General features: G+C 43.7%; 16 protein-coding genes. 5 read left to right on the top strand and 11 right to left on the bottom strand.

Going from position 1 to position 14,932, the window contains the following annotated elements; translation table 11 throughout:
- The first annotated feature begins 243 nt into the window (after positions 1-243).
- The 3 genes from NWP21_RS02820 (at position 244) to NWP21_RS02810 (ending at position 1,476) form a co-directional block, all read left to right on the top strand.
- Positions 244-600 carry an iron-sulfur cluster assembly accessory protein gene (locus NWP21_RS02820; RefSeq protein ID WP_271732826.1) on the top strand — a complete coding sequence of 119 codons (357 nt, stop codon included), beginning with the start codon at positions 244-246 and terminating at the stop codon, positions 598-600.
- 86 nt (positions 601-686) lie between these two features.
- The gene (locus NWP21_RS02815) at positions 687-1,109 is read left to right on the top strand and encodes a hypothetical protein (RefSeq protein ID WP_280791525.1); all 423 of its coding nucleotides are present in this window, start codon (positions 687-689) and stop codon (positions 1,107-1,109) included.
- A gap of 124 nt (positions 1,110-1,233) precedes the next feature.
- Positions 1,234-1,476, top strand: a complete 243-nt coding sequence (locus tag NWP21_RS02810) for a hypothetical protein (protein WP_271732829.1) — start codon at positions 1,234-1,236, stop codon at positions 1,474-1,476.
- A 47-nt stretch (positions 1,477-1,523) separates the two neighbouring features.
- Here the strand turns inward: NWP21_RS02810 and NWP21_RS02805 are convergent, their stop codons facing one another.
- The 5 genes from NWP21_RS02805 to NWP21_RS02785 all read right to left on the bottom strand — a co-directional run bounded on the left by NWP21_RS02805 (position 1,524) and on the right by NWP21_RS02785 (position 7,724).
- Complete coding sequence (locus NWP21_RS02805) at positions 1,524-2,444, bottom strand: TIGR01777 family oxidoreductase (RefSeq protein WP_271732830.1); 921 nt, start codon at positions 2,442-2,444, stop codon at positions 1,524-1,526.
- Positions 2,445-2,475: 31 nt separating this feature from the next.
- Entirely contained in the window at positions 2,476-4,914 is a 2,439-nt protein-coding gene (locus NWP21_RS02800) for a heavy metal translocating P-type ATPase (RefSeq protein ID WP_280791524.1), read from the bottom strand.
- A 113-nt stretch (positions 4,915-5,027) separates the two neighbouring features.
- Positions 5,028-5,219, bottom strand: a complete 192-nt coding sequence (locus NWP21_RS02795) for a hypothetical protein (RefSeq protein ID WP_280791523.1) — start codon at positions 5,217-5,219, stop codon at positions 5,028-5,030.
- A 37-nt stretch (positions 5,220-5,256) separates the two neighbouring features.
- On the bottom strand, positions 5,257-5,532 hold the full coding sequence (locus tag NWP21_RS02790; protein ID WP_271732836.1) for an NINE protein: 276 nt from the start codon (positions 5,530-5,532) through the stop codon (positions 5,257-5,259).
- Positions 5,533-6,158: 626 nt separating this feature from the next.
- Positions 6,159-7,724, bottom strand: coding sequence for a type II CAAX endopeptidase family protein (locus NWP21_RS02785; protein WP_280791522.1), 1,566 nt, complete (start codon positions 7,722-7,724; stop codon positions 6,159-6,161).
- Positions 7,725-8,055: 331 nt separating this feature from the next.
- On the opposite strand from NWP21_RS02785, the gene NWP21_RS02780 reads away from it, so the two are divergent.
- Positions 8,056-8,733, top strand: coding sequence for a uracil-DNA glycosylase (locus NWP21_RS02780; RefSeq protein ID WP_280791521.1), 678 nt, complete (start codon positions 8,056-8,058; stop codon positions 8,731-8,733).
- A 40-nt stretch (positions 8,734-8,773) separates the two neighbouring features.
- On the opposite strand, the gene NWP21_RS02775 is transcribed toward NWP21_RS02780, so the two are convergent.
- The 3 genes from NWP21_RS02775 to tyrS all read right to left on the bottom strand — a co-directional run bounded on the left by NWP21_RS02775 (position 8,774) and on the right by tyrS (position 11,303).
- Positions 8,774-9,262 (bottom strand): hypothetical protein, encoded by a 489-nt coding sequence (locus NWP21_RS02775; RefSeq protein ID WP_280791528.1) that lies wholly within the window; start codon positions 9,260-9,262, stop codon positions 8,774-8,776.
- A gap of 71 nt (positions 9,263-9,333) precedes the next feature.
- Positions 9,334-10,053, bottom strand: a complete 720-nt coding sequence (pyrF, locus tag NWP21_RS02770) for an orotidine-5'-phosphate decarboxylase (RefSeq protein ID WP_280791520.1) — start codon at positions 10,051-10,053, stop codon at positions 9,334-9,336.
- Between the two features lie 53 nt (positions 10,054-10,106).
- Positions 10,107-11,303, bottom strand: coding sequence for a tyrosine--tRNA ligase (gene tyrS / locus NWP21_RS02765; protein WP_280791527.1), 1,197 nt, complete (start codon positions 11,301-11,303; stop codon positions 10,107-10,109).
- A 290-nt stretch (positions 11,304-11,593) separates the two neighbouring features.
- Between tyrS and NWP21_RS02760 the strand changes: the two genes are divergently transcribed.
- Positions 11,594-13,402, top strand: coding sequence for a transglycosylase domain-containing protein (locus tag NWP21_RS02760; RefSeq protein ID WP_280791526.1), 1,809 nt, complete (start codon positions 11,594-11,596; stop codon positions 13,400-13,402).
- Between the two features lie 62 nt (positions 13,403-13,464).
- Here NWP21_RS02760 and NWP21_RS02755 read toward each other — a convergent pair whose 3' ends face one another.
- The 3 genes from NWP21_RS02755 to NWP21_RS02745 all read right to left on the bottom strand — a co-directional run.
- Positions 13,465-13,788 (bottom strand): DUF1825 family protein, encoded by a 324-nt coding sequence (locus NWP21_RS02755; RefSeq protein WP_271732847.1) that lies wholly within the window; start codon positions 13,786-13,788, stop codon positions 13,465-13,467.
- A 183-nt stretch (positions 13,789-13,971) separates the two neighbouring features.
- Complete coding sequence (locus NWP21_RS02750; protein WP_280791519.1) at positions 13,972-14,397, bottom strand: NUDIX hydrolase; 426 nt, start codon at positions 14,395-14,397, stop codon at positions 13,972-13,974.
- A 63-nt stretch (positions 14,398-14,460) separates the two neighbouring features.
- A partial coding sequence (locus tag NWP21_RS02745; RefSeq protein WP_280791518.1) for a zinc ribbon domain-containing protein occupies positions 14,461-14,932 on the bottom strand: 472 nt, incomplete at its 5' end.

The raw sequence follows: 14,932 nt of genomic DNA, 5'->3' as shown, positions 1-14,932 counted from the left end.
CAACGCGAAAACCAAGCAATGATAGCGGTAGTCTTTCTTGTAAATCTTAAGAGAAATATCGCGTCTGGCTAAGGCGTGCAAGTCTACTAAGGGATAACCGCTCCCATGCTCCCGTTGAAGTAGAAAGTAAACTCTAGCTTTCTCTAGGTTTTATCTAGCAGCAAAAACTCAATGGTGATCCGAGAATTATCAAACACCTAAATACGTTACTTATTATACCATTAAAGGAGTTGAAACGGCAACATGACACAAGCAACTCAGTCTCAACAACGTGGAATTCAACTAAGTGAAGCAGCCTTGCGCCAGGTTAAATCCCTCCAACAAAAGCAAGGAGAAGAACTTTGCTTACGAGTGGGAGTTCGTCAAGGTGGTTGCTCTGGGATGTCTTACATGATGGACTTTGAGGACACCAGCAAGATCACTCCTCATGATGAAGTTTTTGATTACGATGGCTTCAAAATTGTTTGCGATCGCAAAAGTCTATTATATCTCTATGGTTTAATGCTCGATTATAGCGATGCCATGATTGGTGGTGGTTTCCAATTTACTAACCCCAATGCAGCCCAAACCTGTGGTTGCGGTAAGTCGTTTGGAGTGTAATATTGTCAGTGGTTGGTTGTCAGTTCTTCATGACTATTGACGGCTGACTACTGACTATTGATTATATAACTATTAACTGATTTGCTATGGCTCAAACAGTTGAATTCCTGTTTGATACAGGATTGGAACGCTATAAAGCTGGTGAAGCAGCAGAATCTTTAATCCCAGTATTTCAAGAAGTGTGCGATCGCGCCCCGAAAACAAGTTCTGCTTGGATTTGTTTAGCTTGGTTGTACTTGCTAGAAAATCAACCCAACTTGGCTTACAAAGCAGCATACAAGGCGGTGAAGTTAAATCCACAAGACCCACAAGCCAGAATTAATTTGGCGGTTTCAATGCTGGAAACAGGTCAAAAAGGATTACGAGAACATATTGATTTTGCCAAACAGTTAATTTTTGTTAACCCAGAATGGGAAAGCGATATTAAAGATAGTATTGCCGATGGTTTAAGCCGGAAACCAGATTGGCAAAGTTTGGCAAAAGTTAAAACCTGGCTATTTGAGTCCTAAAATTTAGGATCAGATCCCCCGGGTTTTTCTCCCCAGAGGAAAACTTCTAGGGGGATACAGGGGAAACCAAAAAATTTCCCAAGCCCTTTATATCTATACCGGTTTTTCAACTCCAATTCTCAGTATGAAAGAAAAATTATTAAACTGGCTAAACTTGATTTTAGTTGCTGATGTATTCTTAGTTTTATTTGGCTTTGGCTGGTTAGCGATCGCCGCCTTTGGCGATGCTGCGGGAATCAACCTCGGTTTAGATTTATGGCATCAACTTTGGCAACCTCTGTTTAACCCAGCAATTGGTATCCTGATGGGGGGCGCTATCCTTAGCGGTTTAATTAGTTGGATTTCCCGCAAATTTCAGGCTAATTAACAGTTTTTTAGTGAGGACATTAGTCCTCTGTCCTCCGGTGTGAAAACCTACCCAATAATTTCTTGCAATGCTGGTAATAATTGAGGATATTGATACTTAAAGCCAGCCTCTAAAGTACCTTGAGGCATAACTTTTTGACCTTCCAAAACTACCATAGCTCCATCCCCTAAGAGCAGCTCCAGAGCAAAGCCAGGAACGGGTAACCAGGAAGGACGTTGCATAACCTCCCCCAAAGTTTGGCTTAACTCTGCCATCCGCACAGGATGAGGAGCAGTGGCATTATACACACCTTTCATCCCCGGGTTAGTTAAAGCTTGCAAAATTAGATTTACTAAATCATCTAAGTGAATCCACGATAACCACTGGCGACCACTACCAAGGGGTCCACCTGTAAACAGCTTGAAAGGTGTAATCATTTTCGCCAAAGCGCCACCATTGCCTAAAACGATGCCAAAACGCAGAATAACCAAGCGGACACCAGCATCTTCAACTTTTTGGGCTTCTGCTTCCCAGGCTTCACAGACTTGAGCTAGAAAATCCTCACCAGGTGAACTGGTTTCATCAAAGGTAGCAGTTTCACTCGTGCCATAATAACCAATAGCAGAAGCATTAACTAACACAGAGGGACGAGGATTAGCCAGAGCTATAGCTTCGACAATTTTCTGTGTACCTAGCTGGCGACTATTGAGGATTTTCTGCTTTTGTTCTGGTGTCCAGCGTTCCTCAGCAATGGGTTCTCCCGCTAAATTAACTATACCATCACAACGGTTGATAGCTTCTTGCCAAGAACCAGACACAGTGGGGGTATAGGCTACAATTTCTACTTGAGGAAAAGCCCCTGGGGGAAAAACCTTCACCGCTGTAGCAGGGTTGCGGGTGAACACCAGTATTTGATGACCCTCCTTGTGCAGTTTTTCCACCAAACGACTACCGACAAATCCTGTTGCTCCTGTAATTGCTACTTTCATAATCTTAATGCACTTCCACCAAACCCTTATTTTAACCGAGCGGTGATGAGTCTTTGATTTTTGACGACCAATTGCGCAATAAGATTGAGTTGGTAACAACACTCACAGAGCTAAAAGCCATTAATGCTGCCGCCCCAGATGGACTAAGAATAAACCCAAAACTGGGTAATAATACACCCGCAGCTAAGGGAATACCGATAGTATTGTATGCAAATGCCCAAAATAGATTTTGGCGGATTTTGTTGAAAGTAGAGCGACTCAGTTGAATTGAAGCGACAACATCATTTAAGCGATCGCGCATCAAGACAATTTCCGCCGTCTCCATGGCTACATCTGTTCCCGAATATAAAGCAATGCCGACATCTGCTTGTGATAAAGCCGGCGCATCATTAATACCATCGCCAACCATAGCGACTTTAGAGGCTGATTGTGTTTGTAATTCCTGGATCAGAACCGCTTTTTGACTGGGGAGAACCCCAGCCATCACATCAGCGCCATCTAGTCCTAGTTGTTCAGCTACGGACTTAGCTGCTTCATAGCGATCGCCACTGAGCAAAATAACCCGTAAACCCATATGACGCAACTGGTTGACTGTAGCTTGAGCATCCGCTCTCAGGGGGTCTTGCACAGCAATCAGTCCGGCTAAATTTCCCCCAACTGCTACCCCCACAACTGTTTTACCATCTTCTGCTAGCTGTAGGATCATCTGTTGTGCAGCGTCACTCCAAGTCACGCCATGCTGACTCAAGAAAGCGCAGTTACCCAAAATTACAGACAGACCCTCCACAATACCAGATACACCCAATCCCGGTTCCGTATGAAAATCCACAGCGTCAGGAATACATAGATTTTGCTCCCGTGCTGCTTGTTGAATGGCTTTAGCTAAGGGGTGGTAAGTGCCATTTTCCACTGCTGCTGCTAGTTGCAGGAGAGAGTAGGGTTTGTCATCCTTCCATTCTCCCATAGGTAGACAATCTGTTACAGTAGGATTACCAGTTGTAAGAGTACCTGTTTTATCAAATACCACAGTATCTAACTGGTGTACTGTTTCCAAGACATCACCACCTTTGATTAACAGACCCCGTTCAGCACCCATGGCGGTTCCTACAAGAATTGCTGTCGGGGTCGCCAGTCCCAAAGCACAAGGACAAGCCACAACCATAACGGCGATCGCTAGTTTCAAGCTGGTTAGCAGAGGAGAGTGGGTAAGAACCCCATCCATGACCTCTGTATGAGACATTGGGGAATGGTTCATCATTTCCATACCCCCAGAAACCGTCACATCACTCCAAATGTGAGTACCCCAAAAAAACCAAAAAACAAATGTCAATACAGAGGCCGTCAACACACCATAAGTAAAGTAACCCGCCACCGTATCGGCTAACTTTTGCACTGGCGCTTTACGTGTTTGTGCTGTTTCTACTAGGGTAACTATTTGCGCCAAAGTAGTATCCCTACCGGTTCGAGTGGCGACTATAGCCAATGCTCCTGACTGATTAATAGTTCCAGCAGCTACCATATCTCCGGGCTGCTTCATCACTGGTACAGATTCCCCGGTGAGCATGGACTCATTCACCGTTGTTTGCCCAAAGCGCACCTCACCATCCACAGGAATTTTATCTCCTGGTAGTACTTGCAACCATTCACCAACACGCACCCTTTCTGCGGGAATCTCCATAATATTGGTTCCCAAACCTATTTTTTCCGGGTCTGGGTTGAGAATCAACCGTCCTACTTGTGGTTGGAGTGTGAGCAATTCTTTAAAGGCCGCCGACGCTCTTCCTCTGGCTTGTTGTTCTAAAGTCCTACCCAGGAGGATAAAACCCAGCATCATTACTGGTTCGTCAAAGAAGCATTCCCAGCCCATTTTGGGGAATAGCAGCGCTACTAAACTAGCAGTGTAGGCTGTCAGCGTTCCCAATCCCACCAGAGTATTCATATTAGGCGAATTGCGCCGCCATCCCCGCCAACCCTCTACTATAATGGGGCGGCCGGGAATGATTATGGCCAATGTTGCCAATCCACAGTGAAACCAGATATTGTTTAAGTTTGAGAAGATCGACAAGCCTATATTCTCAAAATGTCCGATTCCTGACAACACCAGCAGCACCCCAGCAATGATTAACTGCTGGAATGAAGAACGCATTTCTTGGCGCTTTTGTGCTTCTTTTTGTTCAAGCGTAGTTTCTCCAGCTACTTTTCCCCTAGTCTGACGCGGTTGACAGGGAAATCCAGCTGATGTTAATCGCTGTGCTAGTGTGTCCGGGTCTACAGCACCAGGTTCTGACTCTACCACAGCTACCTCTGTAGCCAAGTTCACACAGGCGCTTTTCACTCCTGGATATTGGGTTAGCTGTCGCTCTACAGCGCTTACACATCCAGCACATTTCATCCCCCCCACATCGAGGATAATTTTCTCTAAGGTCGGGCTTCGTTCTGGAGTAAACTGAGTTTTCGGGGTCAGTTGCATGACAAGTGTTGAGTTGGCTACGAAAATTCAACGCCCTAATAAAAGCGTACCTCTTTTGAGCGTAGGCGAAATTTGGAGATTTGACAGAACTTCAATCATAATAAACTTATGCGCTAATGTTGAATTTTTGTGGCGATCTTTCTGATATAAGTTACATATATCACAGCTACCACTTGTATAGGCATCATAGCAATCAGACTCTTACCAAAATAGTTGATGTCCAAAATAGACACGGCGCTGAAGTAGCCCATACCCAGCAGCAGCAACATCGCCCATGTGAGAGATTTAGGTTTAATTGTTAGCATATCTCTAAAAATAACTTCCTCTGGCTAATAGCAACTTCTAGAACCACCCCTGCTTATTCACAAAGTAGGTATTAACAAAATCTTCCGAGGTTTTGTTTAAATAGATCATGCCCTCAATTAAACCCACAAGCTGCATAATTAATAAACTAATGCCGTAGGTAAAATAACCTCCAACTAAAGCTATAATCAACATAATGCAGCCTTCTGGAGTATATCCCAGAACGAATTTATGAACTCCAAATCCTCCGCAAATAATGCCGCAGTAACCAGCAATCAGTTGTTTAGTTGGTTGAGTGGTGTTGAAATTTGCCATATTAGTTCTATTCGGCTCGAAAGTGAATATAAAATTAGAATTTTAATCGATACTTAAATGACCCAACATATTTTTTCAGTAAATATTGACTAAATAGATTTTGAAGTTTTTGCAAGCTACATTTTCCACATTCATCATTGAAGCTAACTGGTCTAGTTTAAATACCCAGTTGACAATATGATCCAGAGGAATAATTCCTCTGAGTATATTTGGAAAGTATAGCAATCCTAAGTGATTCATGAACAATTTCTGTTCCCTGTTCCCTGTTCCCTGTTCCCTTTCCTCACTGATAATTTCTCAACTCAAATAGGATGACTATATTCTAATTAATATTAACAATTCGTTAATTTTACAGGACTACAGACGCTGTGTTAACCTGCGCCCCATTCCCTACAAGGATATGGGGTTCAAGTGCAGTTAGCTGTGTTTTGTGGGATTAATTAAATAATGCATAGTACTTGTATTATTTGTAGATGCTATTTCCCGATGATTCAGGAAACTTTGCTACAAGTACGGCATTAGCTGATCAGCCTACTAGCTGAGTCGGGAATTTTGCTGTGCAATAGTTACTATATGCAAATAAAAACAAATCGTTGACAAATTATCAACCGTGTAGCAATGTTTTATTAATTACTGCTACCTAAGATAAAGAGACTCAGTAGGGTGCCACTATTCCACAGACTATGGACAAGCATAGGTGCCAAGAGATTACGCGATCGCGTGTACACTATCCCTAAAACCACACCCAAAGCTGTTAAAGGCAGGATTTCTGATAAACTCAGGTGGGCGATCGCAAACAACAAACTACTGAAAATAATTGCTCCCCACACAGGTACATAACGAGTCAAAGAAGGCAATAAAAAGCCGCGAAACAGCAGTTCTTCAAAAATGGGGGCGGCGATCGCAGCCGTCAAAAAAAACAGCCCCAGAGCCATACTATCTTGACTTTCCAAAGCTAGTTGTAACAGAGGATTACTACCCCCCTGACCCCGCCATAATTGTTGATTAATCAACGACACCACTACCACTATCGGCAAAGCCGCGCAATAACCCCCAAATCCCCATAAAAACCATCCATCCTGCAAACGGAAGCGAAACCATTGGTCTGGGAGCGGCAAAAAACGCTTAATCGATAAATACAGCACCAGCAGTGCACCTGATGCCACCATCATATAGCTAACTAACACCGACCAAGCCTGAAAGCGGACATTGACAATAGGGCGCTCTATGGGTAATAGGGATAGCAACAGAGGCACAAAGATTTGCCCCATAAAGAAAAAGCCCACCACAAAAACTTGTAAAATGGTTTCTCCACCCCAAGGCGTTGACCAAGATAAATCAGCATTGCGAGCCAATAAAGCAGCTTTCCCCTTGAGCAAACGCTGACCAATCAAGAAAACCAGTAATATTAGACCCATTAATGCTGTCACCGTGGGAATTGTGGCAATTAGGGCTAGTTTTGTCACAGACTGGCTAGCAGCTTCTTGTTGTTCCGCTCTAATTTCCGATAAAGCTGCCTGTCGTTGTTGCAGTTGATACAGTTCAATTAAAGCAGTAGAGCGAAACCAACCATCTAAATTTTGATTAATCAGCTGTTGAGCATTGGGTAAGACACGGGGGGGAGTACTCCATAACCCAGTCAACACAGCAGCAGTTTCCCACACTGGATTTACTTCCCCGGTTTGCTGCAATTCTTCCCAAGTCTGGATGGCCGTATCTGTCTGTCCTTGCTTTGCTTGTAAAATTCCCAGACTTAAGTCTAAGTCAGCCCGTAATTTTTGCAGTTGTTGGAGTGATCGACGTAACTTTTCTTGCTTGTCTTCAGGCGAAGCCTGACTTTGGGGGGGTTCCCCTCCTAAAGGTTTAGGAGGTAGGGGAATAGTCTGAGGTTGAGCAAGTTGGTTTTGAACCTTATCCCAATTTGTTTGAACCGACTCACGTACCTGCTGATATTGCTTGGTAGCACTTTCTAGAGGTTTATCTCCCACAATGGCAGCTTTAATGGCTGAGAAATTATCGTCATTAATATCTTCTGGCAGCCAAGTTTGGGCTTGGAGTGCAATATTAGTTTGGTACAGTTCCAAAGTTGTCTGAAACTGGGGTTCTTGTAAACTACCGAATAAAGACGAGACTGACAACAGGACTGCTATCGGTGTGAGGACAAAAAATAAAATTAACCGCTTAATCGTCATCTATTCCCCTTGAACAATTCACCAGGGCAAGGCTTACCCTTTGCTTCATAATCTTTGCAAGAAACAGCCGCAGGTTGATCAATATATTAATATTTTTAATATATAGGACTTCTATTTGATTTTTGAACAAAACTCAGTACAAACGGCAATTCTTCTTACCTGTTCGGTGTTCCCTACCTAGACAAATCAATTCAGAAACCAAACCGGATTTCTATATTGATGTCAGTACTTGATGCTGGGGTTGGGTTTTATGAATCCTACTGGAAAATGGTAATATCATGACTCAGCCAGCAATAGAGTCATCTGTTGCTAACCTAAAATTTTGGTTTTCATGAGCAGCGACATCCAACTCAACCTTTTTGACCACGCCAACTCGAACCCGCGAGATTTAATTCCTACAGACGCAAAAATACCCATCATACCGGGAACATACAAGAATATTAGCGAGTTGGCACAGGATTGTCATCACTGTCACCGTTGTACCTTGGGAGACAGTCGGACTCATGCTGTTGTCGGGCGTGGTCATCTCCAAGCACCAATTATGGTCATAGGTGAAGCCCCTGGTCAAAGTGAAGATGAGACTGGTTTACCATTTGTCGGCAGATCAGGACAGTTACTAGAGAAAATATTAGCATCTGTGAATCTGAGTACTGAACGTAATGTATATATTGCCAATATTAATAAGTGTCGTCCACCACAAAACCGAGTCCCTACCCCTGATGAAATTGCCGCTTGCAAACCCTACTTGTTAGAACAAATTCGCCTGGTTGACCCGAAAATAATTTTACTCACTGGTGCAACAGCGGTAAAAGGTATCACCGGCGATAAACAAGCAATGACCAAAATTCGCGGTCAGTGGATGGAGTGGGATGGGCGTTTGTGTATGCCGATTTTTCACCCTTCTTATTTGCTGCGTAACCCTTCTAAGGAAGTAGGTAAGCCTAAATGGTTAATGTGGCAAGATATGCAAGCAGTCCGCGCTAAGTTAGATCAAATTACTGACAAATAGCAGAAGTTAAGGATTCTGACTACAGTTATTTTATTCCTGACTACCGCGCCCGACAGTCTCGCAACCAAGTTTTTACAGCTTGTGCAACCACACCATTACTACTATCCCTGGGGGGAGATACTACCTGCTGTTGGGGATAATTACCTTCTTGGGTAAACATCATTACCAAACGCCAACCAGTGAGAGATTTTGTCAATAACAGCCGGTGAAATTGCTGCGATTCTACAGCCTTGCCGCTGATATACTGCCTTTCTAAAGTAGTAAAAAAAACCTGTTCAACCACCGTTGTATTTTGCCGCTCATCTATGTTGAGGGGTAGAGGTGCAAATTCAGGTTTTCCCGCCACCAGCATATAGCTATAAATGTCACTGCTTCTACTACGACGACGGGCGCGCTGAGATGCACGGTTAGCATAGCCAGGTAAATCACGCAATAGCTGAGTAGTTAATTTTTCTAAACTTGTCTGAGAACAAAGAGTTTCTTTCTGGTTTAGTGACATAGGTATATGGGCAAATACGGAATTATTCATAGTATTTGCTGTCAAGACTCCCCAGACAACTATAAACCACCAGCGATAATTGCTTCTCCTGACTTTTGCCTTCATGCCAACGTGGTTAATTCCTCAACGATCTGATTCCAGGCTAACTGAGGATCGTCAGACCCAGTAATAGGACGGCCAATTACTAGGTAGTCTGCGCCAGCGAGTATAGCTTCGGCGGGGGTCAGCGATCGCTTTTGATCTGCCTTTCGTGCCCAACTGGGGCGGATACCTGGACAAACCAGCAAAAAGTCATCGCCACAAATTTGCCTTAACTGTGCTACCTCTTGGGGTGAACAAACAGCACCACTTAACCCACACTCCTGAGCCATGAGTGCCATTGCTAAAGCATACTCTGGTAATTCTAGGGGAACCTTCAAATCAATTGCCAGCTGCCGAGAAGAAATACTTGTAAGTAGGGTGATAGCAATTAACTGAGGTGGTTTCACACCCGCCTGTAACGCCCCCTCCTGTACAGCTGACCAAGCAGCTTTTAAAGCATCTTGACCAGCAGTAGCGTGAATTGTGAGTAAATCCACCCCATAACCAGCAGCAGCACGACAGGCCCCCCCCACAGTATTGGGGATGTCGTGAAACTTCAAATCTAAAAAAATCCGCTTTTGGCGAGACTTTAAAACTTCCAGAATTGCTGGACCAGAACTAGTAAATAATTCTAAACCCACCTTCCAGAAATCTACCAGGGGTAACCGGTCTACAAGAGCGATCGCACTTTGTAAATCCGGCACATCCAAAGGCACAATAATCTTTTTATGTGTGTTCATCTGTGTACCCTAGGGGAAGCCGCTAAGGCCTCTACATCTGTTCCCAACTGCCATTAAAGCACTAAACGGACAAACTTATTTTTGCCAACTTGTAGAACCCGCCCGTGTAATTCATTCTCCCCCTGAAAAATGGTATCAACATCAGTAATGCGATCGCCATCTAGACGTACACCACCCTCCTGAATTTTGCGTTTACCTTCCCCAGTACTTTTACATAAACCAGTCACATTCAGAAGGTAAGCCAACTTCACAGGAAACTCCGAGACTCCCGCCAGGGAGAACTCTGGAACTGCACCTTCCTTACCGCCGGTTTTGGCCGCATCCTTAGCCTGAATAGCAGCAGCTTCACCGTTGTATTGTCGCACAACTTCCCATGCTAAAAGCATTTGGCGATCGCGGGGATTTTCTGGCAGTTGATCCAAAGGTAAATCAGTCAACAGTTCAAAATACTGAGATAGTAAATTATCAGGAACACCTTGTAACTTCTGATATTTTTGGGCTGGGTGTTCTGATAATCCCACATAATTACCGAGAGACTTAGACATTTTTTGCACGCCATCCGTACCGATTAAAATCGGCAGCAGTAACCCAAACTGTGGCTTTTGTCCAAAATGCCGTTGCAAGTCTCGCCCCACAGCGATGTTAAACTTTTGGTCAGTTCCCCCTAACTCTACATCTGCTTCCACAGCCACTGAATCATAGCCTTGCATCAATGGATAGAGGAACTCATGAAGGAAAATTGGATTCTCTTTTCTATAGCGTTCCGCGAATCCCTCTTTGGCTAACATCTGTCCCACAGTCATAGTAGAGAGTAACTCGAGAATCTTCCCTAAATTAAGCCGGGATAGCCATTCCGAGTTATAACGCACCTCCAATCTACCAGGGGTGTCAAAATCTAAGATAGGACGCACCTGGTCAAGATAAGTTTGAGCATTGCGTGCCACATCTGCTTCTGTAAGCTGACGGCGCACCTCAGACTTACCTGTAGGATCGCCAATACGAGCGGTAAAATCACCAATAATCAAAACAGCAGTATGACCAGCATCTTGAAAAGATCGCAGTTTCCGTACTGGTATGCTATGACCAAGATGAATATCAGATCCTGTGGGGTCAATTCCCAGTTTGATCCTTAAAGGTCGGTTCGTAGTTAACAGGCGTTTCTCTAAACTTTCAGTTTCACTATCAGCATCAGTTGGTTGGGGGAAAACTTCCACCACGCCACGATGCAGCCAAAAAAAATTTTCTTTCATACTCACAGATTCACCATTAACTATGTTTTGTACTCTATAGGAAGGCTGGTTGGTGATACTCATAGGCAATATGTCCGCAGTTTAATCTACCGAATTAATATAATGGCAAAAAATTAACCGCCTAGCTTCATTGAATAAATTACAGTTATATTTACAAGTGAGGAAGTAAGAAAGCCGTGTCGTCTTCTAGGACTTTGACAAATAAGCAACCGCAAGGTCACGCTTCATCAGGTTTTGAGTTTTTCAAAGGAGTAGGCCAAATAACTGGCGGTACTCTACTGTCAATCACCATGCTCGCCAGCTCCATTGTAGCCGGGGGGCTAGTTGGCCTGGCTATTAGTTTCCGTAACTTACCAGATGTCAGACAGATGCGTAACTTTTTTCCCTCGGAAACAAGTTATATCTATGACATTAATGGTAAACTACTAGCTAGTCTTCACGGAGAAGCTAACCGGGAGGTGATTCCCCTAAATAGAATTTCCCCGCACCTTAAACGGGCAGTGCTAGCCAGTGAAGATAGTCATTTTTACGATCACCACGGTATCAATCCCAGTGGTGTGGGACGTGCTTTGGTAACGAACTTGCTAGCAGGTGGTGTGCGCGAGGGAGGCTCTACTATCACCATGCAGCTGGTAAAAAATTTGTTTTTATCTCACAGGCGTGCTTTTACCCGGAAGTTAGCTGAAGCGGTACTAGCAATTAGGTTAGAGCAAATCCTCAAGAAAGAAGAAATTCTAGAAATGTACCTCAATCAGGTTTATTGGGGTCATAATAACTATGGTGTACAAACAGCAGCACGCAGTTACTTTAACAAGTCAGCAGAAATTTTAAACTTGGCTGAGTCAGCCATGATGGCGGGGTTAATTCAAGCACCAGAAGAATTTAGCCCCTTTGCGAATATGGAACTGGCAAAACGCAAACAAAGAGAAGTTTTGGGGCGGATGCTCGATTTGAACTGGATTAGCCAGGATGAATATGATCAGGCTCTCAACCAAGAACTTAAGTTTGGCAGAATTCGCTCTTTCCAAGGTAGCGCTTTACCTTATATTACTAATACTGTGTCTCGGGAGTTAGTTCAAAAATTTGGGCGTGACGCACTGATAAAAGGTGGAATGCGTGTGCAAACCACTGTTGATGCTGATTTCCAAATTATGGCAGAACAAACTGTCAGCAACTGGCATCAAAAATTGAACAGTCAGGGGTTAAAGGGTAATCAAATTGCTCTGGTAGCTATTGACCCCCGGACGCAGTTTGTTAAGGCTCTAGTAGGGGGTGTAAATTCCCGAACTAGTGAATTTAACCGTGCAACCCAAGCCCAGCGTCAACCAGGTTCTGCTTTTAAACCACTAGTATTCTATGCCGCTTTTGCCACTGGTAAGTATACACCAGATACCATAGTGCAAGATACACCAGTTAGTTATCGAGATGGTAGCGGTTGGTACAGTCCCAGAAACTATGATGGTGGCTTTCAAGGTGGAATGACAATACGTTCCGCCCTAGCCCAGTCTCGTAATATTCCCGTGATCAGGGTGGGTATGTCTATAGGCATGAATAAAGTTGTGGAAGTCTCCCGTACCTTGGGCATCAATAGTCCCATGAAACCTGTGACTTCTTTACCCCTAGGAGCTATAGGCATAACACCTCTGGAACTAGCGAGTGCTTACGCTACCTTTGCCAATTATGGCTGGAAGTCGCCACCGACGATTATGGCCCGTGTCACCGATAGTAGTGGCAATATCTTGTTAGATAATACACCCAAACCACAGTTAGTTCTCGACCCATGGGCATCAGCAGCCACCATTGATGTTATGCGTTCAGTAGTAACTAACGGCACTGGTAGAGCCGCGGATATAGGTCGTCCTAGTGCTGGTAAGACAGGAACAACTTCATCTGAAAGGGATATTTGGTATGTGGGTACTGTACCACAGTTAACAACTGCTGTCTGGGTGGGTAGAGACGATAACAGACCATTATCTAGAGGAGCAACCGGTGGCGGTATGGTGGCTCCTATCTGGAAAGATTTTATGGAACAAGCCCTCAAAGGTGTACCTTCACAGAACTTTAAGCCACCTTCCCAGTTTGAGCAACCTAAACCATAAATAATTAGTGCAATTTTAGTTTTTTTCAAAAAACTAAAATTGCACCAAGAAATTTAAATTCACTACTGCTGTTTTTCTAGTTCGGTTTTCATACGCTCTAGGGTCAGATGCATTTGCTCAAACATCTGCTGGGGAGTTACGCCAAATTGACCTAGCTGAGTTTTCAGTTGCTGCACAGTCATCTGCGCCATAAAATCCTCTGACAGCTCGAATCGCTTCATAAAGACGCGATAGCGATCCATCATAGCTTCCATTTGCTCGATGAATAGCTTTTTGCCCTCACGATCAAACTTGCCGTAGTTGCTGCCAAGTTTGATTAGTGCTTGATAATCCTCAAACAGCTGTTTTGCTTCCTGCTGAACTATATCAGAGTCAAAGAATCCCATTTTGCTTGTATTAAACTGAGTGTTGAGACTCAGTAGCTTATATTTTTGCCTCTATCATTATCTTAGTCTAGGGAATTCAGATAGAAAAGTAGTTTCGGCTTAAGTACGGTTTTTTACCGGAATTTCAACACTTGACTATGTGGTACCTGGGGACTGGGACTTATCGGGGAAGATGGGCATTTCTTAATCACCGATAAAATCTAACATGATGCGCTGATGTATACCCCCTAAAGGTCTTACTTCATCGGCTATTGGCGAATAACACTGACCTTGGCGAATATCTTCAGCTGTTAATAATCTCATGTCCCAGCCTTCGTTTAAAACTAGTTGATTCAATTCGACTAAGAGTGGTGCATGAAACACATGACGAACCACAGTATCATCTACATAACAGCGGAATGCAAAAAATTTTGGCAGACTGTAGCCGATTTCTTCCATTACTTCTCGCTGGAGTGCTGCATCTGGCGTTTCGCCATCTTCCAGATGACCACCGAATAGCCCCCAGTAACCAGGGTAGACAATACCAGGGATATTATCTCGCAGTTGCATGAGGAATTTATCTTGTTGATAAAGAATTGCGATCGCTACATGAACTGGTTGCTTAATCATGGATTTTTCTGGGTAATTCCTCGGAATTATCTTAACTTTCCGATACTTTTTTGCTAAATTTCACTAACAAATACACTCTTGAAGAGAGGGCGTATCAACCAATGCACGTAGGAAAATCCCCCGCGCACCATTTATGTCCCGGCTCATTACCCGCCCGTCAGATGGAGACTTAACGAACTTAGCACCACCAAGGTAGGGGATGATTTCACCAGTCCAACTGACTGTTTTTGATGTGTACGCTTCGTTCACATCCATCACTACTTTATTAGTTTCAAAAGCCTTATGCTTGAGAAAACACTTAAATCGGTAGTGAGAGAGTGTTAACATTTGGCGCACTGACTTTGATCTAATTCGTCGTTTCGCCTTCTGAGACATTTGGGATGTTTCAAAGGTTGGCAGTAAAATAATGTCAAAGTTATTAACCAAAAATCGAGCAGTTTTCTTGTGCAATTCGTCTACAAGGTTTTTGATTTTACCTCGCAGTCTACTAGCAGCAAGTTTCATCCTTCTTCTTTGTTTGCACTTGGCTTTAGTG

Origin of the sequence: Anabaenopsis sp. FSS-46 (assembly GCF_029891665.1) — a bacterium.
GTDB lineage: Bacteria > Cyanobacteriota > Cyanobacteriia > Cyanobacteriales > Nostocaceae > Anabaenopsis > Anabaenopsis arnoldii.
The sequence above is the reverse complement of the archived record's forward strand: the minus strand, read 5'-3'. Positions and strand labels throughout refer to the sequence as shown.